This window comes from Nocardioides eburneiflavus, from assembly GCF_004785795.1.
GTDB lineage: Bacteria > Actinomycetota > Actinomycetes > Propionibacteriales > Nocardioidaceae > Nocardioides > Nocardioides eburneiflavus.
The window spans coordinates 2931187-2953533 of the sequence record NZ_SRRO01000001.1; the positions used below are offsets into that span (position 1 = coordinate 2931187).

General features: G+C 71.2%; 15 protein-coding genes. 8 read left to right on the forward strand and 7 right to left on the reverse strand.

Features of this window, described 5'->3' with window-relative positions:
- Positions 1 to 11: 11 nt before the first annotated feature.
- From glgB to EXE59_RS13835, 5 genes are all read right to left on the reverse strand, one after another.
- On the reverse strand, positions 12 to 1892 hold the full coding sequence (gene glgB, locus EXE59_RS13815; RefSeq protein ID WP_246056783.1) for a 1,4-alpha-glucan branching protein GlgB: 1881 nt from the start codon (positions 1890 to 1892) through the stop codon (positions 12 to 14).
- On the reverse strand, positions 1889 to 3277 hold the full coding sequence (locus EXE59_RS13820) for a maltokinase N-terminal cap-like domain-containing protein (protein WP_135839426.1): 1389 nt from the start codon (positions 3275 to 3277) through the stop codon (positions 1889 to 1891). The genes glgB and EXE59_RS13820 overlap by 4 nt, the downstream gene beginning before the upstream one ends.
- Positions 3274 to 5025, reverse strand: coding sequence for a maltose alpha-D-glucosyltransferase (treS, locus tag EXE59_RS13825; protein WP_135841300.1), 1752 nt, complete (start codon positions 5023 to 5025; stop codon positions 3274 to 3276). The genes EXE59_RS13820 and treS overlap by 4 nt, the downstream gene beginning before the upstream one ends.
- Positions 5026 to 5048: 23 nt before the next feature.
- Positions 5049 to 7043 (reverse strand): alpha-1,4-glucan--maltose-1-phosphate maltosyltransferase, encoded by a 1995-nt coding sequence (locus EXE59_RS13830; RefSeq protein ID WP_135839427.1) that lies wholly within the window; start codon positions 7041 to 7043, stop codon positions 5049 to 5051.
- Between the two features lie 132 nt (positions 7044 to 7175).
- Positions 7176 to 11012 (reverse strand): M36 family metallopeptidase, encoded by a 3837-nt coding sequence (locus EXE59_RS13835; protein ID WP_210428995.1) that lies wholly within the window; start codon positions 11010 to 11012, stop codon positions 7176 to 7178.
- A gap of 92 nt (positions 11013 to 11104) precedes the next feature.
- On the opposite strand from EXE59_RS13835, the gene glgP reads away from it, so the two are divergent.
- Positions 11105 to 13687 (forward strand): alpha-glucan family phosphorylase, encoded by a 2583-nt coding sequence (gene glgP / locus EXE59_RS13840; protein ID WP_135839428.1) that lies wholly within the window; start codon positions 11105 to 11107, stop codon positions 13685 to 13687.
- Between the two features lie 53 nt (positions 13688 to 13740).
- On the opposite strand, the gene EXE59_RS13845 is transcribed toward glgP, so the two are convergent.
- Positions 13741 to 14106, reverse strand: coding sequence for a hypothetical protein (locus EXE59_RS13845; RefSeq protein WP_135839429.1), 366 nt, complete (start codon positions 14104 to 14106; stop codon positions 13741 to 13743).
- 99 nt (positions 14107 to 14205) lie between these two features.
- On the opposite strand from EXE59_RS13845, the gene EXE59_RS13850 reads away from it, so the two are divergent.
- Together EXE59_RS13850 and EXE59_RS13855 are read left to right on the forward strand one after the other, a co-directional pair.
- Positions 14206 to 15117, forward strand: a complete 912-nt coding sequence (locus tag EXE59_RS13850) for a helix-turn-helix transcriptional regulator (RefSeq protein ID WP_135839430.1) — start codon at positions 14206 to 14208, stop codon at positions 15115 to 15117.
- A gap of 83 nt (positions 15118 to 15200) precedes the next feature.
- Complete coding sequence (locus tag EXE59_RS13855; RefSeq protein ID WP_135839431.1) at positions 15201 to 15578, forward strand: VOC family protein; 378 nt, start codon at positions 15201 to 15203, stop codon at positions 15576 to 15578.
- Between the two features lie 6 nt (positions 15579 to 15584).
- Here the strand turns inward: EXE59_RS13855 and glgX are convergent, their stop codons facing one another.
- Positions 15585 to 17762 carry a glycogen debranching protein GlgX gene (glgX, locus tag EXE59_RS13860; protein ID WP_246056787.1) on the reverse strand — a complete coding sequence of 726 codons (2178 nt, stop codon included), beginning with the start codon at positions 17760 to 17762 and terminating at the stop codon, positions 15585 to 15587.
- A 101-nt stretch (positions 17763 to 17863) separates the two neighbouring features.
- Between glgX and EXE59_RS13865 the strand changes: the two genes are divergently transcribed.
- The 5 genes from EXE59_RS13865 (at position 17864) to EXE59_RS13885 (ending at position 22339) form a co-directional block, all read left to right on the forward strand.
- Entirely contained in the window at positions 17864 to 18640 is a 777-nt protein-coding gene (locus tag EXE59_RS13865; protein ID WP_135839432.1) for an enoyl-CoA hydratase/isomerase family protein, read from the forward strand.
- A 92-nt stretch (positions 18641 to 18732) separates the two neighbouring features.
- Positions 18733 to 19035 (forward strand): hypothetical protein, encoded by a 303-nt coding sequence (locus EXE59_RS13870; RefSeq protein ID WP_135839433.1) that lies wholly within the window; start codon positions 18733 to 18735, stop codon positions 19033 to 19035.
- A 158-nt stretch (positions 19036 to 19193) separates the two neighbouring features.
- Positions 19194 to 19976: an electron transfer flavoprotein subunit beta/FixA family protein gene (locus EXE59_RS13875; protein ID WP_246056788.1), complete on the forward strand. Its 783-nt coding sequence runs from the start codon at positions 19194 to 19196 to the stop codon at positions 19974 to 19976.
- 23 nt (positions 19977 to 19999) lie between these two features.
- Positions 20000 to 20953, forward strand: coding sequence for an electron transfer flavoprotein subunit alpha/FixB family protein (locus tag EXE59_RS13880; RefSeq protein ID WP_135839435.1), 954 nt, complete (start codon positions 20000 to 20002; stop codon positions 20951 to 20953).
- 135 nt (positions 20954 to 21088) lie between these two features.
- Positions 21089 to 22339 (forward strand): glutamate-5-semialdehyde dehydrogenase, encoded by a 1251-nt coding sequence (locus EXE59_RS13885; RefSeq protein ID WP_135839436.1) that lies wholly within the window; start codon positions 21089 to 21091, stop codon positions 22337 to 22339.
- The last annotated feature ends 8 nt before the right edge of the window (positions 22340 to 22347 follow it).

Here is a 22347-nt window from a genome sequence, read left to right on the forward strand (position 1 = left end):
CCAGGTGTGGTTCAGGAGTCCTTCCTGAACCACACCGTCGCGAGCGGGGGCACGACGATGTCGGCGTACGCCGGCTGGCCGTGGTGGTCGCCCTGGACCGCCGTGATGGACCCGAGGTTGCCCACGCCGGAGCCGAGGTAGGCCTCCGCGTCGGTGTTGAGCACCTCGGTCCAGGTGCCGGCGGACGGGAGCCCGAGGCGGTAGCCCTCGTGCGGGTTCCCGGCGAAGTTCGCGACGCAGGCCAGGTCGGGGTGGCCGGGGGAGCGACGGACGAACGAGAAGGTGTTGCGTCCCGCGTCGTTGGCGTCGAGCCACTGGAAGCCGGCCGGGTCGTTGTCGCGGCCCCACAGCGCGCCGGAGGCCTTGTAGGTGGCGTTCATGTCGCGGACCATGGCGTGCACGCCGGCGTGCTCGGGGTGCTCGAGGAGCCACCAGTCGAGCTCGCGGCTCTCCGCCCACTCGGACTCCTGGCCGAACTCGCAGCCCATGAAGAGCAGCTGCTTGCCGGGGTGGGCCCACATGTAGGCGAGATAGGCGCGCAGGTTGGCGAGCTGCTGCCAGCGGTCGCCGGGCATCTTGCGCAGCAGGGAGCCCTTGCCGTGGACGACCTCGTCGTGGCTGATCGGCAGGACGTAGTTCTCGGCGAAGGCGTAGACGAGCGAGAACGTCATCTGCCCGTGGTGGTGGCTGCGGTAGAGCGGGTCCTTGGCGACGTAGGTGAGCGAGTCGTGCATCCAGCCCATGTTCCACTTGAAGCCGAACCCGAGGCCGCCGTCGCTGGTGGGGCCGGTGACGCCGGGCCATGCCGTGGACTCCTCGGCGATCGTGACGATGCCGGGGACCCGCTTGTAGACGGTGGCGTTCATCTCCTGGAGGAACTGCACGGCCTCGAGGTTCTCCCGGCCGCCGTGGACGTTGGGCGACCACTCACCGTGCTCGCGGGCGTAGTCGAGGTAGAGCATCGAGGCCACGCCGTCCACGCGCAGGCCGTCGGCGTGGTACTCCTCGAGCCAGTAGACCGCGTTGGCGTAGAGGAAGTTGCGCACCTCGTGGCGGCCGAAGTTGAAGATGTGGGAGCCCCACTCCTTGTGCCAGCCGCGCTGCGGGTTGGGGTCCTCGTAGAGCGGGGTGCCGTCGAAGCGCGCCAGCGCCCACTCGTCGGTGGCGAAGTGCCCGGGGACCCAGTCGAGGATGACGCCGACGCCGGCCTGGTGCAGGCGGTCGATGAGCCGCTTGAGCCCGTCGGGGTCGCCGAAGCGGGAGTCGGGCGCGAAGTAGGAGGTGACGTGGTAGCCCCACGAGCCCCCGAAGGGGTGCTGCATGACGGGCATCAGCTCGACGTGGGTGAACCCCAGGTCGGAGACGTACGGCACGAGCGCGTCGGCGATCTCGTCCCAGGAGTAGAGCTCGCCGGAGTAGTGCTTGCGCCACGACGCGAGGTGCACCTCGTAGGTCGACATGGCCTCGTCGGCGGGCTGCTTGGTGCGTCGCGCCTCGAGCCAGGCGTCGTCGCCCCACTCGTGCTCGGAGCGCCAGACGCGAGAGGCCGAGCTCGGCGGCTTCTCGGCGTACTGGGCGAGCGGGTCGGCGCGGTCGCCCCACTGGCCGTCGGCGCCCCGCAGGCGGTACTTGTACTGGTCGCCGACGCCGACACCCTTCACGTGGACGTGCCACACGCCGGAGTCGGCCAGCCGGGTCATCGGGTGTGCCGCACCGTCCCAGCCGGCCCACTCACCGGCGACCTGGACCTCCATCGCGTTGGGCGCCCACACGCGGAACGAGGTGCCGTCCTCGCCGACCTGGGCGCCGAGGACCTTCCAGAGCTCCTCGTGGCGCCCCTCGTGGATGAGGTGCAGGTCGAGCTCACCTGGGGCATGTGTCGTCTCGGTCATCGCGTCTCTCCCAACGCTGCCAGCGGGATGGACAGCCATCCCGGTCGGTTGCGTGCTTCGTAGACCGCCTCGTAGACGACCTTGTCGGCGAGGTAGGCGTCGAGCAGGACCTCGGCGGTCCGGTCGGCGTCCACCCCGCGTGAGCTGGTGTAGGCGTCGAGGAAGGCGGTGCGGTTGCGCGCCGACCACTCCGCGGCGCGGTAGGTCCGCTGGTCGGACTCCTCGGCGTCGTACCCGCCGCTGAGCGCGACCACGCGCGGTGCGTAGTCGAAGGACCGCATCATCCCGGCGACGTCGCGCCACGCCGAGTCCGGCTCGAGCCGCTCGGCGAGCGGCTTGGCCGGCTCGCCCTCGAAGTCGACGATCTTCCAGCCCTTGGAGGTGCGCAGCGTCTGGCCCAGGTGCAGGTCGCCGTGCACCTGCTGCACGTCGATGTGGTCCAGCCCGCGCAGGCGGCCGTACGTCTCGCGCAGCGCGGCCTCGTGGATCGCGAGGTCCGGCACGATGTCGATCGCGGCGGTGAGGCGCTGCTCCATGGCGGTGGCGAGGGCGTCGACGACGGCGGCGTCGCGCTGCTCGAGCGGGAAGTGCTCGGCGAGGTCGGCGTGCACCTCGGCCAGCGCGACCCCGAGCCGCGCGGCCTCGCCGGCGAAGTCGCCGCCGACCTCGTCGGCGTGCAGGTCGGCCTCGGCGAACAGGTTGCGGACGCTGGCCAGGGCGAGGTCCCAGCCGTCGCTGGCGGTGCGGAGGAACTGCTGCAGCATCGCCAGCTGGATGGTCGTGTTGGTCTCGTCGTCGACCAGGTCGAGCCAGCCGTAGAGCGCGGCGACGTGGGTCGAGCCGGCCTCGGTGAGCACCTGGTGGATCGCGATGTCGGGGTTCACGCCGGGGGTCACCTTGCGGAAGACCTTCATCAGCGCGTCCTCGCCGAAGGCGACCGAGGAGTTCGACTGCTCTCCGGAGAAGAGCGTCGAGTGGGCCTCGAGGTCGAGGTCGTGGCCGGCGAGGCTGTGGAAGTCGAGCAGCCCGCGCGCCGTGCTGGTCGGGGGAGCGGCGAAGGCCCTCAGCCACAGCGCCATCGACTCGCGGTCGTGCACGGCGTCGTAGACGTACGCCTGCCCGAGCTCCTCGTCGTGCCACTCACCGACAAGCGCGTGGGCGAGGCGGTCCTGCGGCTCCCGGTAGTAGGCGAGGGGCAGCTGGTAGAGCTCGGTGTCGGAGTGGTCCCCGCCGTAGACCACCTCCGCCAGCTCGATGGTGACGCGCAGGCCGTCCGGGGCGTCGGGCAGCTCGCCCACGCGGCGTACGGCCGTGAGCTCCCAGTCGCGACCCTTGCCGCCGAACCAGCGAGCCTCCGCGATCCAGCTCCTCAGCTCCTCGTTCACTGCGCCACCCCCATGCCCGTCGCCATGCCGGTCCCACCGGCCTCGGGATCGGTCAGGCGCAGCCAGAGGAAGCCGTACCCACCCAGCGTGAGCAGGTAGGGCAGCTCGCCGATGGCCGGGAACGGCACCCCGCCGAGCAGCTCGACCGGGACCATGCCCTCCCAGTGGCGCAGGTCGAGCTCCACCGGCTGCGGGAACCGGGACAGGTTGTTGACGCACAGGATCACGTCGCGGCCCTGGTCGGAGCCGTGCTCGCGGACGTAGGACAGCACGCTCGGGTTGGATCCGCCGAGGTCGGTGAAGTCGCCGAGGCCGAAGGCCGGGTGGCGGCGCCGGGCGTGGACCAGCCGGCGGGTCCAGTGCAGCAGCGAGGAGGTGTTCTCGAGCTGCGCCTCGACGTTGACCGACTGGTAGCCGTAGACCGGGTCCTGGATGGCGGGCAGGTGCAGCTTGCCCGGCGTGGCGGAGGAGAAGCCGGCGTTGCGGTCGGGCGTCCACTGCATGGGCGTACGCACGCCGTCGCGGTCGCCCAGCCAGATGTTGTCGCCCATCCCGATCTCGTCGCCGTAGTAGAGGACGGGGGACCCGGGCAGCGACAGCAGGAGCGCCGTGAACAGCTCCATCCGGTTGACGTCGTTGTCGAGGAGGGGGGCGAGCCGCCGTCGGATGCCGATGTTGGCCTTCATCCGCGGGTCGTGGGCGTACTCCGACCACATGTAGTCGCGGTCCTCGTCGGTGACCATCTCGAGGGTGAGCTCGTCGTGGTTGCGCAGGAAGATGCCCCATTGGCACCCGTCGGGGATCGACGGCGTCTGCTCGAGGATCTCCGAGATCGGGAAGCGCGACTCGCGGCGCACGGCCATGAAGATGCGCGGCATCACGGGGAAGTGGAACGCCATGTGGCACTCGGTGCCGACCCAGCGGCCGTCCTCGGTCTGCTCCGGGCCGAAGTACTCCACGACGTCGGCGGGCCACTGGTTGGCCTCGCAGAGCAGCACGCGACCGGGGTAGTGCTCGTCGACGAAGCGGCGGCACTTCTTGAGGAAGTCGTGGGTCTCGGGCAGGTTCTCGCCGTTGGTGCCGGGGCGCTCGTAGAGGTAGGGCACCGCGTCGAGCCGGAAGCCGTCGAGGCCCATGTCGAGCCAGAACGCCATCGCGTCCAGCATCGCGTCGTGGACCTTGGGGTTGTCGAAGTTGAGGTCGGGCTGGTGGTGGAAGAACCGGTGCCAGAAGTACTGCTGGCGCACCGGGTCCCACGTCCAGTTGGACGGCTCGGTGTCGACGAAGATGACGCGCGCGTCCTGGTAGAGCTCGTCGGTGTCGGACCAGACGTAGAAGTCGCCGTAGGGCCCGTCCGGGTCGCTGCGGCTGGCCTGGAACCACGGGTGCGCGTCACTGGTGTGGTTCATGACGAAGTCGATGATCACGCGGATGCCGCGCTGGTGGCAGGCGTCGAGGAACTCGTGGAAGTCCTCGACGGTGCCGCACTCGGGGAGGATGTTGTTGTAGTCCGCGACGTCGTAGCCGCCGTCGCGCAGCGGCGAGGTGAAGAACGGCGGCACCCACAGGCAGTCCACCCCGAGCCACTCGAGGTAGTCGAGCTTCTCGATGAGTCCCTTGAAGTCGCCGGTCCCGTCGCCGTCGGCGTCGCGGAACGACCGCACGAGCACCTCGTAGAAGACCGCCGTCTTGAACCACTCCGGCTCTGCGTTGAGGACTGCCGTGGCCGCGCCTGCGTCCGTCGGCATCTCGGCTGACGTGGGGTGGTCGGTCAACGGGTCCTCCTGACACTGATGATGTGGGCGGGCTCCCAGCCGGGGTCGAGGCGTACGTAGTTGTGCGCGGTCCAGCTCCAGTCGGCACCGGTGATCTCGTCGTGGGCGACGAAGGAGTCGTGCCACTCCATGCCGAGCGCCGGCATGTCGAGGTGGACCATCGTCTCCCGCGTGCCGTGCGGGTCGAGATTGATGACGCTGATGACGACGTCACTGGTGCCGTCGGGGAGGTCGTGCCGCTTGCTGAACACCAGCACGTGGTCGTCGTCGCTGTGGTGGATGCTGACGTTGCGCAGCAGCTGCAGCGCCGGGTGCTGGCGCCGGATCTCGTTGAGCCGGGTCAGGTAGGGCGCGAGCGTGGTGCCCTCCGCGTCGTGCTTCTCCCAGTCGCGGATCCGGATCTGGTACTTCTCGGAGTCCAGGTACTCCTCCGAGCCGGGCTTGACCGCGACGTGCTCGAACAGCTCGTAGCCGGCGTACACCCCCCAGCTCGGCGACCCGGTGGCGGCGAGCGCCGCGCGCACCTTGAACGCAGCCGGCCCGCCATACTGCAGGTAGGCGTGGAGGATGTCCGGGGTGTTGACGAAGAAGTTGGGCCGCATCAGGTGGTCGGACTGGCTCGACACCTCGACGAGGTAGTCCTCGATCTCGCGCTTGCCGGTGCGCCAGGTGAAGTAGGTGTAGCTCTGGTGGTAGCCCACTGCGCCGAGCCCGTGCATCATCGCCGGCTTGGTGAACGCCTCGGACAGGAAGATCACGTCCGGGTCGGTGCGCCTGACCTCCGCGAGCAGCCACTCCCAGAACGCGAGCGGCTTGGTGTGGGGGTTGTCGACGCGGAAGATCCGCACGCCGTGCGAGATCCACAGCCTCACGATGCGCAGGACCTCGCGGCAGATGCCGGACGGGTCGTTGTCGAAGTTGATCGGGTAGATGTCCTGGTACTTCTTGGGCGGGTTCTCGGCGTACGCGATGCTCCCGTCGGCGCGCGTGGTGAAGAACTGCGGGTGGGTGGTCACCCACGGGTGGTCGGGCGCGGCCTGGAGGGCGAGGTCGAGGGCGACCTCGAGGTCGAGCTCCGCGGCGCGCGCGACGAAGGCGTCGAAGTCGGCGAACGTGCCGAGGTCGGGGTGGATGGCGTCGTGGCCGCCGTCCTTGCTGCCGATCGCCCACGGCGAGCCGGTGTCGTCCGGGCCTGGGGTGAGGGTGTTGTTGGGGCCCTTGCGGTTGACCTCGCCGATCGGGTGGATCGGCGGGAGGTAGATCACGTCGAAGCCCATCTCGGCGACCCGGTCGAGCCGCTTGGCGGCGGTGCGGAACGTGCCGGAGGTGACCTTGCCGGTCTTCGCGTCGCGCGTCGCGCCCTCGGAGCGGGGGAAGAACTCGTACCAGCTGCCGAACAGGGCGCGGGTGCGGTCCGCGCGGAAGCGGAAGGGGCCGGTGACGGTGAGCAGCTCACGCAGGGGGTGGGCGAGCAGCACGGCGCCGAGCTCGGGGTCCTGGAGGGCGGCGAGGCGCGCACCGACGGGACGGCTGGTGTCGGACGCGGCGGCGATCGCACCGATGACGTGGTCGGCCGAGCCCATGTCGAGGGCGTCGGCGCCGGTGCCGGCGGCCACCCGCTCGAGCAGCAGCCGGGCCTCGGTGAACATCAGCTCGACGTCGACCCCGGCCGGGATCTTGATGCCGGCGTCGTGCTGCCAGGTGGCGACGGGGTCGGACCACGAGTGGATCTCGAAGGTCCACTCGCCGGGGACGTCGGGGACGACGTGGGCGACGTAGCGGTTGGGTGCGTCCCCGTCGGGACGCATCCGCACCGGATCGCGCGTACGCCCCGCCGGGTCAGTGGCCACCACCTCCGCGGCCAGCTGGTCGTGGCCCTCGCGGAACACCGACGCGCGTACGGGCGTCGGCTCGCCCACCGTGGCCTTGGCCGACTGGCGACCGAGGTCGACCACGGGAGAGACATCCATCACGGGTATCCGTCCAACCATGCCCCCACACTTGCGAAGGTCGGGGTCGGGGCGCAAGCCGGACGGGGCACGGTCTCACCCCTTTGACACGGCCCTGCCCCGCCGCCGCCCGGCCGCCGCCCGGCCGCCGCCCGGCTGCTGCCCGCCGCTACCTCACCGCCGCGTCACCACGATCCGCTGGAGACGGCTGCGGGCCGGTGCGAGGGCGCTGCGGTCCGCGGGACGGAAGCGCACCCGCACGGTGTGCCGGCCGCGGAGCAGGCGCTTGGTCACCAGCACCGTGCGCTCACCGGTCCGGGTGGTGAAGCTCTTCCACCTCTTCCCGTCGATGACGACCACCAGCCGTCCCGCCGTAGGCAGCGCACTGGGGGAGCTGACCTCGACCAGCAGCTTCGGCGCGCGGTTCCGCGTCGTCTGGATCCTCCGCCGCACCGTCAGCGACACCGTCGGTCGTACGCGGGCGGTGGCCGGCGTGGTCTGCGTCGGCGTCGCGGTGCCGGTGCCGGTGCCGGTGCCCGTGCCGCCGGTCGAGCCGCCGGTCGAGCTGCCGGCACCCGACGGGTCGGGCTGCTCCGGCAGCGTGGCGTCCTCGCCGAAGACCTGGAGCTCGGCGGCATGCACGATGGTGCCGCGGTCCGAGCCCTCCTTGCAGTCCGTCAGCACGGTCGTGCTCGCCGTCTGCTGGCCTGCGTACGCCTCCTGGCCGGTGCACTGGTTCTCGAGGGTGACCAGGCGTACGGCGGCGGCCTCCGTGTCAGGCACGTCGAACGCGCGCATGGTGAGCGTCGGCGCGACCGGTCGGGGCAGCGTGCTGGGGAAGGCGTCCGCGGGCGAGGTGTAGAACTGCGTCCACGTCGCACCGGGCGACCCGCAGTCGGTCGTGCAGGCCTCGAGGGCGAACTGGCGCAGCGCCGTGAAGCGCGATCCCGAGTCGGGGTCCTCCTGCGCCAGCGGCACGTCGGTGCCGGACGCGGGCGCGGGGGTCAGGTAGGCGCTGACCTGCACCCTCCTGACGGTGCTGACGTCGCCGGCGAGGTCGACCGAGACGGACGGGTGGGACTCGTCGACCTGGGCCTCGGTCACCCCGCCCCAGTTGGTGGCCTCCGTGCCGTCGATGAGCGCCTCGGGGTTCAGCGACCCCTCGGTCGCCCCGATGACGGACGCCCCGGCCGCGGCACCGGCCAGGTTGACCACGTCACCGATGGTCTCGGTGCGGTCGGCACCGTCCCCGGGGACGGTCATCGTCCAGCGGGTGAACCCGCGGTCGGGCGAGACCGCCAGCATCTCGTACGTGCCGGGGGTGAAGCGCGCGCTGGCGCCGAGCCCGGTGGTCGGGTCGGTGTCGGCGACGGGGGTCACGCGGGCCTCGTAGTCGCCGACGTAGATCCTGGCCGCGCCGGTCGTGGCGAAGGTGATCGTCGAGACCGGACCGCTCGGGTTGGCGAAGCTCGGGACCGGCTCGTGGTCGTCGGCGTCGACGACCGAGGCGTCCACGCCCATGCCGCGGCGGGCGAAGGCCGCCCACAGGACGTCCTCGTTCGCGCCGTCGAACCGCATCCGGTCGGCCGCGATCAGCGCGTCCCTCGCGTCGAGCATCGAGGTGGCGCCCTGCTGGAGCAGGAACGAGTCGAACATCAGCTGGACCCAGCGGCGGTTGCCCGGGCAGGTGTCCACCGGGCGCGGCGTGGCGGTCGGGGTGGCCTGCGCGCAGGCGAGCTGGAGGGCGCTGTCGGCGTACGGGAACTCGGCGTCGTACCTCTCGACGAGGGCCCGCCGGACCTCCCACATGGTCCCGTTCCAGATCTCGCCGTCGGCGTGGACCTCGGGCCCGGTGGAGTCGAAGCCGTAGTCGGAGAAGTTGAGCGGGTTGTCGTCGATCGAGTAGTCGCGGATCGCGGTCTCGGTGTTGCCCGTGGCGTACGCGCCGACCGCCCACACGTTGCCGCCGTTGCTGTAGCCGTGCGCGAACTGGTACTCGCCGGCGACCAGGTCGCTCCAGGACTCGCCCATGGCCCCGCCGTGCTCGGAGGTCAGGCCCTCGTCGGGGCCGGCCACCATGCGGTTGCTGATGGCGTGGGTGTACTCGTGGCCGACGATGCCCATGTCGAGGCCCCCGTCGGTGCAGGGGGCGTAGAACGCGCCGGCGATCGGCTCGAAGAGGTACTGGTTGGTGATGCCGGGCGTGCCGTCCTGCAGGGTGATCTGGTTGGCGTTGTCACGGCCGAGGAAGCTCGGGCTGCCGCCGGTGATCGCACCCGCCTGCGCGTTGCCGACCTCCTGGTCGCCCCCGACGCCGCCGCGGCTGCCGTTGTCGAGCTGCATGTTGTAGTTCTCCTCGGTGAAGCCGAGGTAGTAGGAGTAGTCGTGCATCCGGTTGTGCGCGGCGAACAGGTTGCCGACCGACGCGTCGATGTCGTTGCCGCCGGGCACGAGCTGGGCCACGTCGCACCGGCTGTTGTTCCAGTGGTCCTCGAACTCCTCGGTGTAGTGCCGCTCCGCGGAGACCGGCGCCTGGAAGAGACCGCCCGGCGTGAGCGGGCTGGTCCAGGCCTCGTGGGTGTTGGCGGTGTTGCCGACGGTGGTGAAGGTCGGCAGGGCACCGATCGTGTCCCAGGGGCCGAAGGCCGCGACGTTGGCGAGCGGGGTGGGGGACGTGGCGCACTCGTCGGCTCCGGACCTCCAGCAGGCGACGACCGAGTTGGTCGGCGTCTCCTCGGGGGAGTCGAGGGTCGGGTTGGCGGTGAAGAGGCGCCAGCGCGGGTTGGCGGCGAGGTCGCCGGCCCCGGGGGCCGCGGAGTCGCTGGTGGTGACCGCCAGGGCGTACTGGCCGAGGACGACCGTGCCGGGCTCGAACTCGCAGACCTGGAGCGAGTACGTGCCGCCCGGGATGCTGGCGGCCGAGTACTGGAGGGCCTCCGGGTTGGTGGCGAGGTCCTGCGAGGCGAGCAAGGTCGAGCCCTGGAAGAGCTTGAGGACGAAGTCGTCCGTGGGCGACCCGGTGGCGACCGCGCTGATCGACCGGGTCAGGTCGTCCTCGAGGTCGAACGGGTGCTTCGGTCCGCAGCCGGTCGCGAGGTCGACCGCGCCGGTGAAGACGTCGTTGTAGGCGAAGTTCTCGGTCTTGTTGTGACGGGCGAGGACCTCGCCGGTCACCCCGTCGACGAGCGAGGTGAAGGCCAGGGTCGCACCGCCGGCGACGTTGACCACGTTGGCCTCCAGCACGGGGCGCACCGAGCCGTCGGCCATCGGCAGCGCGCGCAGGCGGACCTGCTGCTCCTGGGCGAAGCCGGGCACGGTGAGCCGCGTCCAACCGCCGCTGACCCTCCTCGTGATGTCCGCGACCTGCGCCGCCGGCAAGCCGACGGACAGGTCGCTCGCCGCCGCGAGCCAGCCCTCGAGCGGCGTCAGCGTGGCCGCCGGCATCGAGCCGGTCGTCCGGGCGAGCGAGGAGGAGGCGTACGCGACCTCGCCGTCGGCGACGCCCACGGTGACCAGGCCGCCCAGTGCCGGGGCGACGCCGTCGAACTGCTGGCGGAACAGCACGGCACGGGCCTCGGACTGGGCCAGCTCCTGCGCGCTGACCAGCTCGAGGCGGTCGACGGCCTCGGGCGTCAGGGCGAACGCGGCGGCGTGCTCGCGCAGCCAGGCGCGGGCCCCGGCCGCGGGGGCGCCCGGCGCGGCGCCGAGGCTCCCCCCGGTCGGGAGGATCGACGCGGGAGTGCCGAGCGAGTTCCACCTGGCGGTGACGTCGCCGAGGGCGGCCACGGCCTGGCGCTGCGCGGGGGAGGGGAGTGCGGTGCCCCGGGAGTCGACGTCGGCCGGACCGGCCACCGGGTCGCCGAGCGTACGCACGTCGCGTGGGGCGGGGCCGGGAGTGATCGTCTCGGGCTCGGCGGTGGCCGGCGTGGCGATCGTGGTGAGCGTGGAGATCGCGAGGAGCGAGGCGGCCGCGAGGATGGTGCGGCCGAGGCGGTGGCGGGGCTGCGTCATGCCGCAACAACGGCGGGACGAGCCGCGAGGTTACTCATGAGTCGGGCCCGCGCGCTTGGATCGTTCCAAGAAATGCCCTAGCGTGCAGGACCGTGCGAGCGTTCCGACGATTCACCGTCCGTCCTGTCCTGCCCGAGCCCCTGGGCGCGCTGTCCGTCCTGGCCGGCAACCTCCGCTGGTCGTGGCACCCGCCCACGCAGGACGTGTTCTCCTCGATCGACCCCTCGCTGTGGCGTGAGGTCAAGCGCGACCCGGTCCGGTTCCTCGGCGCGGTCGGGCGTGAGCGGCTCGACCAGCTCGTCGACGACGGCGACTTCCGGGCTCGCCTCGACGCGGCCCACGACGACCTCCAGCGCTACCTCACCGAGGACCGCTGGTACGCCCGCAAGGCCGGCACCGACGCGCCCCGCGCGGTCGCGTACTTCTCGTCCGAGTACGGCATCACCTCGGTGCTCCCGCAGTACTCCGGCGGTCTCGGCATCCTCGCCGGCGACCACCTCAAGGCGTCCTCCGACCTCGGCATCCCCCTGGTCGGCATCGGTCTGTTCTACCGCCACGGCTACTTCAAGCAGGCGCTCGACCGTGACGGCTGGCAGCTGGAGTCCTACCCGGTCCTCGACCCCGACGAGCTGCCGCTGAGCGTCCTCCGCGAGGCCGACGGCAGCCGGGCGACGGTCACGATCGCGCTGCCCGACGGCCCCGACCTCGTGGCGCGCATCCTCGTCGCACACGTGGGCCGCGTGCCGCTGCTGCTGCTCGACACCGACATCGAGGAGAACAGCGCCCACTACCGCGACGTCACCGACCGGCTCTACGGCGGCAACTCCGAGCACCGGCTGCGCCAGGAGCTGCTGCTCGGCATCGGCGGCGTGCGCGCGCTGCGGGTGTGGTCGCGCATCACCGGGGCGCCGGCCCCGGAGGTCTTCCACGCCAACGAGGGCCACGCCGGCTTCCTCGGCATCGAGCGGATCCGCGAGCTCACCGTCGCCGAGGACGGCCCGCACCTCGACTTCGACACCGCGCTCGAGGTGTCCCGCGCCGGCACGGTCTTCACGACGCACACCCCGGTCCCCGCGGGCATCGACCGCTTCCCGCGCGAGCTGGTCTCCCAGTACTTCGGCGGCAACAGCCCGACCCCGGGCGTGCCGGTCGACCGGATCCTCGCGCTCGGCGCCGAGGACTACGACGGTGGCGACGCCGGCGTGTTCAACATGGCGGTGATGGGTTTCCGCCTCGCCCAGCGCGCCAACGGCGTCTCGCAGCTGCACGGCCACGTGTCGCGGGGGATGTTCAACGGCCTCTGGCCCGCCTTCGACGAGGCCGAGGTCCCGATCACGTCGATCACCAACGGGGTGCACGGCCCGACCTGGATCGCCCGAGAAGTCATCGAGCTCGCCGCGAGCCGCGGCGCGGACGTCGACGGCGACGACACCGACGCACTCTGGCCGATGGTCGACCAGTTCGGCGACCGCGAGATCTGGGACCTCAAGCGCACCCTGCGCACCCGCTTCATCGAGGACGCCCGCGACCGGATGAAGAAGTCGGCGTCCAAGCGCGGCTACGCTCCGGCCGAGACCACCTGGATCGACACCGCCCTCGACCCCGACGTGCTGACCATCGGCTTCGCGCGACGCGTGCCGACGTACAAGCGCCTCACCCTGATGCTGCGCGACCCCGCCCGGCTCAGGAAGCTCCTGCTCGACCCCGAGCGCCCGATCCAGCTCGTGATCGCCGGCAAGGCCCACCCGGCCGATGAGACCGGCAAGCGACTCATCCAGGAGATGGTGCGCTTCGCCGACGACCCTGAGATCCGCCACCGCATCGCGTTCCTGCCCAACTACGACATCGCGATGGCGCAGCCGCTCTACCCGGGCTGCGACGTCTGGCTCAACAACCCGCTGCGCCCCTACGAGGCCTGCGGCACCTCCGGGATGAAGGCCGCGCTCAACGGCGGGCTCAACCTGTCGATCCTCGACGGCTGGTGGGACGAGTGGTACGACGGCAACAACGGCTGGGCGATCCCGTCGGCCGACGGCATCGACGACCCCGACCGTCGTGACGACCTCGAGGCCAACGCGCTCTACGACCTCCTCGAGACCGAGGTCGTCCCGCGGTTCTACGAGACCAACGACGAGGGCGTGCCGCCGCGTTGGCTGGAGATGGTGCGCCACACACTGAAGTCGCTCGGTCCCAAGGTGCTGGCCACCCGTCAGGTGCGCGACTACGTCCGCGAACTCTACGCGCCCGCGGCGCACACCGCGCGGTCGCTCAACTCCGACTACGCCGGCGCGCACTCGCTCTCGGAGTGGAAGCAGTCCGTACGCGCCGCCTGGCCCGGCGTGCGCGTCGAGCACGTGGACTCCGAGGGTGTCGGCGACCAGGCCGAGGTCGGCGCCACGCTCGCCGTCCGCGCCTGGGTCGCGCTCGGCTCGCTGTCGCCGTCCGACGTGGAGGTCCAGGTCGTGCACGGCAGGATCGGTTCGGACGACGAGCTGACCGCCACCTCCGTCACGCCGATGACCGTGGGGGAGTCCTACGACGGCAACCGCCACCGGTTCGACGCCCTCGTGCCGCTCGCGGTGTCCGGACCCTTCGGCTACACGGTGCGCGCCCTGCCCCGGAACGAGGCGCTCGCCTCGGTGGCCGAGCTGGGGCTGGTGGCCGAGCCGGCCTGAGGTCCTTCGCGTTCGATCCTCATCGGCTCCGACGTCGCGAAGGCAGCGTCGGGTCAGGCGAGGATCAGCCAGAGACCGACGGCAGTCGGGACCACCCCGAGGAGCAGCCAGGGGGAGAGCACGCGCTTGCCGTGGATGGCGAGCCCGGCGGCAACCGCGCCGGCGCCGAAGACGCCCGAGATGACGGCCAGGCCGACTCGTGAGCTGGTCGGACCGTCGAGCATCACGGCCGCGACGAGGATGCCGACCACGAGGTGCAGGATCGTCGTCACGGCCAGCGTGGACATCACCCAGCGCTGCACCCGGGCGAGGTCGCGGGCGTCCTTCTCCGGGTCCTTGATGACCCGACGCGGGGCGTCGAGGTCGAGCAGGTGGCCGCGACCCTTCTCGGTGCGGCGGGCAGGAACGCTGCTGGCCATGCGTCCATTGTCCCAGCCCGGGCCCACGTACGTCGATTCGGTGCAGAATGCGCACGTGCGATCAAGCCGGGAGGTCCACGCGGCCGCAGGCTGGGGGACATGACGACAGCGGCCGACACCTTCGCCGCGTTCCTCGACGTCCTGGCCGAGACCCTCGACCTGGGCGGCGAGGAGCGGGCGCAGCGGCTCCACCTGTCCCGCTTCCACCTCGCGCGCGTGGTGTCGGCGGCGGGTGGTGAGCCGCCGGAGCGGATGCGGCGCCGCCTGCTGCTCGAGCGCGCGGCGTACCGGCTCGTGACGAGCGAGGCACCGGTGGTCGACGTCGCGTTCGAGGCGGGCTTCGGCTCCCACGAGGCGTTCACCCGGGCGTTCTCGCGGGAGTACGGCGCGGCGCCGAGCCGCTGGCGACGCCACCCCACCGGGACCCGGATCGAGGGTCCGAGCGGGGTGCACTTCCACCCGCCCGGGAGCCTCCGGCTGCCGACCTCACGAAAGGTGACGCCGATGGACCTGATGACGCGCATGATCGAGCACCACGTCTGGCTGACCGGTGAGATGATCGACCGCGCCGCCCGCCTCACCGACGAGCAGCTCGACGCCGCGATCGAGGTGCCCATCGGGACGATCGACGACGACATGTCGATCCGCTCGGTGCTCGGGCGGCTCGTCGGCCAGCTCGCCCAGTGGAACGCCGCGGTCTCCCAGCGGTCGTACGACTGGGACCAGGAGCGCGGCAAGTCGGCCAGCACGCTGCGGCGCGAGCTGGCCGAGGAGGGCCCGGCGTTCCTCGCGCAGGTGCGCTCCACCGTCGACGAGGGCCGGCTCGACGACACCTTCGTCGACGTCACGTGCGAGCCCCCGCGGGTGTTCACGTACGGCGGGATGGTCGCGCACGTGCTCACGTTCGCGGCGGTCCGCCGCCTCGTCGTGCTCGGGGCGTTCGAGAACCTCGGGATCACCGACCTCGACGCCGGCGACCCCATGGAGTGGGTGGCCGAGCCCGTGTCCTGACGACCCGCTGCGCGCCCTTGACCCCTGCCGGGACCGGGGCCGAGTGTGGGAGGGCAGCAGCCCGGCCAGCAAGGAGGTCCGCCGTGCCTGACGACCAGTACGCCAGCGTCCGCTACCTCGTCGACGACGTCGACGCGGCGGTGGCGTTCTACACCGACGTCCTCGGTTTCACGGTGCTGAGCCGCCCGGCGCCCCCGTTCGCCGACGTCGTGCGGGGACACCTGCGCCTGATGCTGTCGGGACCGCTGACCTCCGGGGCGCGTGCGACACCGGACGGGCTCGCCGGTCCCGGGCGCAACCGGATCCACCTGGTGGTGGCCGACCTCGACGCCGAGCTCGTGCGCCTGCGGGAGGCAGGGGTGGAGCCCCTCGGGGACGTCGTCGAGGGACCGGGCGGTCGCCAGGTCCTCGTCGTCGACCCGGCCGGCAACCCCGTCGAGGTGTTCGAGCCGGCTTCCTGAGGACCGTCAGGTCTGGCGCAGGACGAGCACGGACCGGGCCTGGAGGTCGAGGGTCCCGCCGGCCACGACCGGCGTGCCCACCGCGAGCTCGGCGTTCGTCGAGAGCACGACCTCGCCGTGGTGGACCCACTGGTTGGCCGGCAGCACCAGCTCCACGTCGTGGGCACCGGAGTTGAGCCAGATCATGAAGGACTGGTCGCGCACCTGCTCGCCCCGCGGCCCGGGGGAGCGCAGCGGTGCTCCGTTGAGGAACATGCCGATCGTGCGGATGGCGTCGTCGTTCCAGTCGGCCACGGTCATCTCGCGGCCGCTGGGGTGCACCCACACCAGGTCCTTGATCCCGCCCTTGATCGTCGGGCGCCCCTCGAACCAGTGGCGCTGCCGCAGCACGGGGTGCTCACGTCGCAGGCGCAGCGCGGCCTTGGTGATCTCGTAGACGTCGAGCCACGCGTCGTCGGGACGCCAGTCGATCCACGAGGTCTCGTTGTCCTGGCCGTAGGCGTTGTTGTTGCCGCCCTGGGTCCGGCCGCGCTCGTCGCCGGCCGTCAGCATCGGCACGCCGCTGGAGAAGCACAGCGTCGCCATCAGGTTGGCAGCCTGGCGGCGCCGCAGCGCGACGATCTCGGGGTCGTCGGTCTCACCCTCGACCCCGCAGTTCCACGACCGGTTGTTGTCGGTGCCGTCGCGGTTGTCCTCGCCGTTGGCCTCGTTGTGCTTGTGGTCGTACGACACCAGGTCGCGCACGGTGAAGCCGTCGTGGGCGGTGATGAAGTTCACCGACGCGTAGGGCGAGCGGCCGTCGTCGGCGTACAGGTCGCTCGAGCCGGCCAGCCGGGTCGCGACGGTGCGCACGCCGCCGGAGTGGCCGCGCCAGAAGTCGCGGACCGTGTCGCGGAACTGGTCGTTCCACTCGATCCAGGGCGGCGGGAACTGCCCCACGCGGTAGCCGTCCATCGAGGCGTCCCAAGGCTCGGCGATCAGCTTGACGTGGCGCAGCACGGGGTCCTGCCCGATCGCGGTGAGCAGGTGCGAGCCCATGTCGACGACCTGGTTCGTCCGGGTGATCGCGCTCATGAGGTCGAAGCGGAAGCCGTCGACGTGCATCTCGCTGACCCAGTAGCGCAGCGAGTCCAGGATCATCCGCAGGCTCTGGGTGTGGGTCGAGTCGACGGTGTTGCCGCAGCCGGTGACGTCCCAGTAGGCCACCGGGCCGGGATCCTCGCCCGCCGCCCCGGGGGCGGTGGTCACCCGCTGGTAGTAGCCGCGGTCGTCGAGCCCGCGGAAGCTGAGCGTCGGACCGCGCGGGCCCGCCTCGGCGGTGTGGTTGTAGACCACGTCGAGGATCACCTCGAGGCCGGCGGCGTGGAAGTCCTTGACCATCTGCTTGAACTCGGTGACCTGCTGGCCGCGGTCGCCGGAGGCGGCATAGGCGTTGTGCGGGGCGAAGAAGCACAGCGAGTTGTAGCCCCAGTAGTTGACCAGTCCCCGCTCGGCGAGCGCCGGCTCGGAGAAGAACTGGTGCACCGGCAGCAGCTCGACCGCCGTCACCCCGAGGTCCCTGAGGTAGTCGGTCACTGCGGGCGTCGCGAGCCCGGCGTACGTGCCGCGCAGGTCCTCCGGCACCCGGTCGTGCAGCATCGTCATGCCCTTGACGTGCATCTCGTAGATGACCGTGTCGCGCCACCGGCGGCGCGGCGAGGTGTCCGGGCCCCACTGGAAGTCGTCGTAGACGACGACGCTGCGCGGCACGTACGGCGCCGAGTCGAAGTCGCTGATCGTCTCGGGGTCGTCCTTGGTGTAGCCGAAGATCGCGTCGTCGACGACGAGGTCGCCCGACACCGCCTTGCCGTACGGGTCGAGCAGGAGCTTCTGCGGGTTGAACCGCAGCCCGGCCTCGGGGTCCCACGGGCCGTCGGCGCGGTAGCCGTAGCGGGCGCCGGGTGCCACGGCGGGCACTGCGCCGTGCCACACGCCGAGCGAGTGCTCGGTCAGCCGGTGGCGGACCTCGGTGCCGTCGTCCTCGAACAGGCACACCCACATCGCGGTGGCGGCCGGGGCGTACACGGCGAAGTTGGTCGACTCGGAGGACCACGTGGCCCCGAGGGGGTAGTTGCGGCCCGGCCAGACTGCCGTCGTCTCGCCGTCGTGGTTCCAGGCCGTCGTCGTCTCGGGGGGCGGTGTCACGCAGGACATTGTGGTGGCATCGTCCACGCACGGCACAATGCGCCCCACGATGCGCCCCGCGCGGCGCCGCGCCCACGACCGCACCACGATGAGGAGCCACCATGGAGTTCGTCTCGATCGACGTGACCGACGGGGTCGCCGTCCTGCGCCTGGACCGCCCGAAGATGAACGCGATCAGCGTGCAGGTCCAGGCCGACCTGCGCGAGGCGGCCGCCGAGCTCACCGAGCGCGACGACGTCCGCGCCGTGGTCCTGTGGGGCGGCGAGCGCGTCTTCGCGGCCGGCAACGACGTCAAGGAGATGGCCGACCTGACCTACTCCGACATGGTGAAGGTCTCCGCGTCCGTCAGCTCCGCCACCACCGCGATCGCGCGCATCCCCAAGCCGGTGGTCGCTGCCGTCAACGGGTACGCCCTGGGCGGCGGGTGCGAGCTCGCCCTGGCGGCCGACCTGCGCTTCGCCGCCGAGGACGCCGTCCTCGGGCAGCCCGAGGTGCTGCTCGGCATCATCCCCGGGGCCGGCGGCACCCAGCGGCTCGCGCGGCTGGTGGGCGCCTCCCGGGCGAAGGACATCATCTTCACCGGCCGCTTCGTCAAGGCCGACGAGGCCCTGCGCATCGGGATGGTCGACCGGGTCGTCCCCGCGGACCGCGTCCTGGAGGAGTCGGTGGCCTGGGCCGCGCAGTTCAGCGGAGCGGCTGCCCTCGCGATCAGGGCCGCCAAGGAGTGCATCGACCGGGGGAGCGAGGTCGACCTCGACACCGGCCTGGAGATCGAGCGCCAGCAGTTCGCCGGAGTGTTCGCGACGGAGGACCGTACCCGCGGCATCACCTCGTTCGTTGAGAACGGACCGGGCAAGGCGACCTTCGTGGGTCGGTGACCGACAGCACGACAGCACGACAGCACGACGGCGCGACGTCCGAGAGCGGACGAGCAGGAACTGACAACCAGGGACCAAGGGAGAACACGACTGTGGCAACGAAGATCCGGGCGAGGCTCGCACAGCTGATCTGGCTGGTGTGCGCGCTGTGCGCCCTGGTGCTGGCGGTCGGCGCCCTGCTGATCGCCCTGGACGCCAACACGTCCAACGCGCTGGTCGACTCCGTCCTGCGGGCCGCCGACTACGTCGACGTGGGGGTCTTCTCCCGCCAGGACGGCATCAAGCAGTTCCGCGGCGACGGGGCGCAGGTCAAGAACGCGCTCTTCAACTGGGGGCTCGGTGCGATCGCCTGGCTCGTCGTGGGCCGGGTCCTGGACCGCATCGTCAAGCCCTGAGACGGCCCCGACCGTGACCTGACCGTGACAGTGTCACTGTGAGCGACCACACCCGGATCGCCATTCCGGTGGGCGCTGACCGGCTAGTAACCTCACGATCACATCCGATTGCACAGGAGGGGCCGCGAGGCCACACCACCATGAACATTGTTGTCTGTGTGAAGTACGTGCCGGACGCCACGGCCGACCGCAAGTTCGAGGACGACTTCACGGTCGACCGCGTCGGCGTGGACGGGCTGCTGTCCGAGCTCGACGAGTACGCCGTGGAGCAGGCCCTGCAGTTCCGGGAGAAGCGCGAGGGTGAGGAGATCACCGTCACCGCGCTGACCGTGGGCCCGGAGAAGGCGGTCGACGCGGTCCGCAAGTCGCTGCAGATGGGTGCCGACTCCGGTGTCCACGTGGTCGACGACGCGATCGCGGGCTCCGACTACCTGGGCACCTCGCTGGTGCTGGCCAAGGCGATCGAGAAGATCAAGGCCGACACCGGCGTCGACCTCGTCGTGTGCGGCATGGCGTCCACCGACGCCTCGGGCTCCGTGGTGCCGGCGATGCTGGCCGAGCGCCTGGGCATGCCGCAGGTGACGCTGGCGTCGGTGATCGAGTCGCAGGGCGACCAGGTCCGGATCAAGCGCGACAACGAGGGCTCGACCGAGGTCATCGGCGCCACGCTGCCGATCGTGCTCAGCGTGACCGACCAGTCGGGCGAGGCCCGCTACCCGTCGTTCAAGGGCATCATGGCGGCGAAGAAGAAGCCGCTGGAGACGTGGTCGCTGACCGACCTGGGCCTCGACGCCGACCAGGTCGGCCTGTCGGTGGCGTACACGCAGGTCGAGGACACCACGGCCCGTCCGCCCCGTACGGCCGGCGAGGTCGTCACCGACGAGGACGGCTCGGGCGCTGGTGCGCTGGTCGACTTCCTCGCGTCCAAGAAGTTCATCTGAGCAGGGACTGGAGGAGATCACACATGTCTGAGGTTCTTGTCGTCATCGACCACGCCGAGGGCGAGGTCAAGAAGCCGACCTACGAGCTGCTGACCATCGCGAAGCGTCTCGGTGAGCCGTCCGCGGTGTTCTTCGGCTCGCCCGAGCAGGGCGACGCCGTGGCGGAGAAGGTCAAGAAGTACGGCGCCGCGAAGGTCTACGTCATCGACGACGCCCAGATCAAGGGCTTCCTCGTCGCACCCAAGGCCGAGGCCCTGCAGCAGCTCGCCGAGAAGACGAGCCCGGCTGCGGTCCTGCTGCCCTCGACGTTCGAGAACAAGGAGGTCGCCGGTCGCCTGGCGATCAAGCTGGGCTCGGGCCTGATCACCGACGCCGTCGATGTCGCCGACGACGGCACGACCACGCAGAGCGTGTTCGCCGGCAACTACACGGTCCAGGCCAAGGTCACCACCGGCACGCCGATCATCACCGTCAAGCCCAACTCGGCTGCTCCCGAGGAGGCCGAGGGTGCCGGAGCGGTCGAGGCGTTCGCCGCGACGATCTCCGACGCGGCCAAGGGCGCGCAGATCGTGGCGACCCAGCCGCGCCAGTCCACCGGTCGCCCCGAGCTCACGGAGGCCGCGATCGTGGTCTCGGGTGGTCGTGGCACGGGCGGCAACTTCGAGCCCGTCGAGGGGTTCGCCGACAGCCTGGGTGCTGCGGTGGGTGCCTCGCGTGCCGCGGTCGACTCGGGCTGGATGCCGCACGCGTTCCAGGTCGGCCAGACCGGCAAGACGGTCTCGCCCCAGCTCTACGTCGCCAACGGCATCTCGGGTGCGATCCAGCACCGCGCCGGCATGCAGACCTCGAAGACCATCGTCGCGGTCAACAAGGACCCCGAGGCCCCGATCTTCGAGCTCGTCGACTTCGGCGTCGTGGGCGACCTCCACACGGTCCTCCCGGCGGCCACCGAGAAGATCACCGAGCGCAAGGGCTGAGGCCGCACCACACGCACGACGACCCGGCGGGGTGACCTGCCGGGTCGTCGTGCGTCCGGAGCGGTCGTCACTAGCAGCTCCCCGTGATGCGAGACACGGTTCGAGGACAGGCTGGATCGGCCTACGCTCGGTCCCATGAGCAGCGAGGAAGCCGTCCGACAGGCCGCCGTGCGCGCCCGGACCGCGAGCCACGAGCTGGCCACGGCCACGCGGGCGGCCAAGGATGCCGCGTTGCACTCGATGGCGGAGGCCCTCGTGGAGCGCGCCGCCGACGTCCTGGCCGCCAACGCCGAGGACGTCGCCCGCGCCGAGGCGGGCGGCACCCCCGCCAACGTCGTCGACCGGCTGCGTCTGGACCAGGGCCGGCTCGAGGCGATGGCCCAGGGCCTGCGCGACGTCGCCGCGCTGCCCGACCCCGTGGGCGAGGTGCTGCGCGGCAGCACCCTGGCCAACGGGCTGGAGCTGCGCCAGGTGCGCGTGCCGTTCGGGGTGGTCGGGATGATCTACGAGGCCCGCCCCAATGTCACCGCCGACGCGGCGGGCATCTGCCTCAAGTCGGGCAACGCGGTCCTGCTGCGGGGCTCGTCCAGCGCCCGCTCGAGCAACACGGCGATCGTCGCCGCGATGCGCGGTGCGCTCGCCGGGACCGGCTTGCCCGAGGACGCCGTACAGCTGGTGCCGGGCGAGACCCACGACTCGGTGAAGGCGCTCACGCGGGCACGCGGGCTCGTCGACGTGTTGATCCCGCGCGGCGGTGCCGGGCTCATCCGCAGCGTGGTGGAGGAGTCGACCGTTCCGGTGATCGAGACCGGCGTCGGCAACTGCCACGTCTACGTCGACGCCTCGGCGGACCTCGGGCAGGCGCTCGCGATCGTGATGAACTCCAAGACGCACCGCACGAGCGTCTGCAACGCGGCCGAGTCCCTGCTCGTGCACGAGGACGTCGCCGACGAGTTCCTGCCGCTGGTGGTCGAGGCGCTGCAGCAGGCCGGGGTGCTCGTGCACGGCGACAGCGCGTTCGCGGAGTACGACGACGTCGTGCCGGTCACCGACGAGGACCACGCCGCGGAGTTCCTCGGGCTGGAGATCTCCGCTGCCGTCGTGGCCGACGTCGAGGCCGCGATCGGGCACGTCCGCCGGTTCTCCTCCGGCCACACGGAGGCGATCGTGGCGCGCGACCAGGCGACGATCCGCCGCTTCGTCGCCGCGGTGGACTCCGCCGCGGTGATGGTGAACGCGTCCACGCGCTTCACCGACGGGGCTGAGTTCGGGTTCGGGGCCGAGATCGGCATCTCCACGCAGAAGCTGCACGCGCGGGGCCCGATGGGGCTTCCGGAGATGACGTCGAGCAAGTACGTCGTGGTCGGCGACGGTCACGTGCGGTGATGCCGGTA

What these genes read in the sequence shown, in the direction of transcription:
- EXE59_RS13835 (WP_210428995.1), bottom strand. Translation starts at nt 11,012, where the DNA reads ATGACGCAGCCCCGCCACCGCCTCGGCCGCACCATCCTCGCGGCCGCC.
- EXE59_RS13885 (WP_135839436.1), top strand. Translation starts at nt 21,089, where the DNA reads ATGAGCAGCGAGGAAGCCGTCCGACAGGCCGCCGTGCGCGCCCGGACC.
- treS (WP_135841300.1), bottom strand. Translation starts at nt 5,025, where the DNA reads ATGCCGACGGACGCAGGCGCGGCCACGGCAGTCCTCAACGCAGAGCCG.
- EXE59_RS13830 (WP_135839427.1), bottom strand. Translation starts at nt 7,043, where the DNA reads ATGGTTGGACGGATACCCGTGATGGATGTCTCTCCCGTGGTCGACCTC.
- EXE59_RS13865 (WP_135839432.1), top strand. Translation starts at nt 17,864, where the DNA reads ATGGAGTTCGTCTCGATCGACGTGACCGACGGGGTCGCCGTCCTGCGC.
- EXE59_RS13845 (WP_135839429.1), bottom strand. Translation starts at nt 14,106, where the DNA reads ATGGCCAGCAGCGTTCCTGCCCGCCGCACCGAGAAGGGTCGCGGCCAC.
- EXE59_RS13880 (WP_135839435.1), top strand. Translation starts at nt 20,000, where the DNA reads ATGTCTGAGGTTCTTGTCGTCATCGACCACGCCGAGGGCGAGGTCAAG.
- EXE59_RS13850 (WP_135839430.1), top strand. Translation starts at nt 14,206, where the DNA reads ATGACGACAGCGGCCGACACCTTCGCCGCGTTCCTCGACGTCCTGGCC.
- glgB (WP_246056783.1), bottom strand. Translation starts at nt 1,892, where the DNA reads ATGACCGAGACGACACATGCCCCAGGTGAGCTCGACCTGCACCTCATC.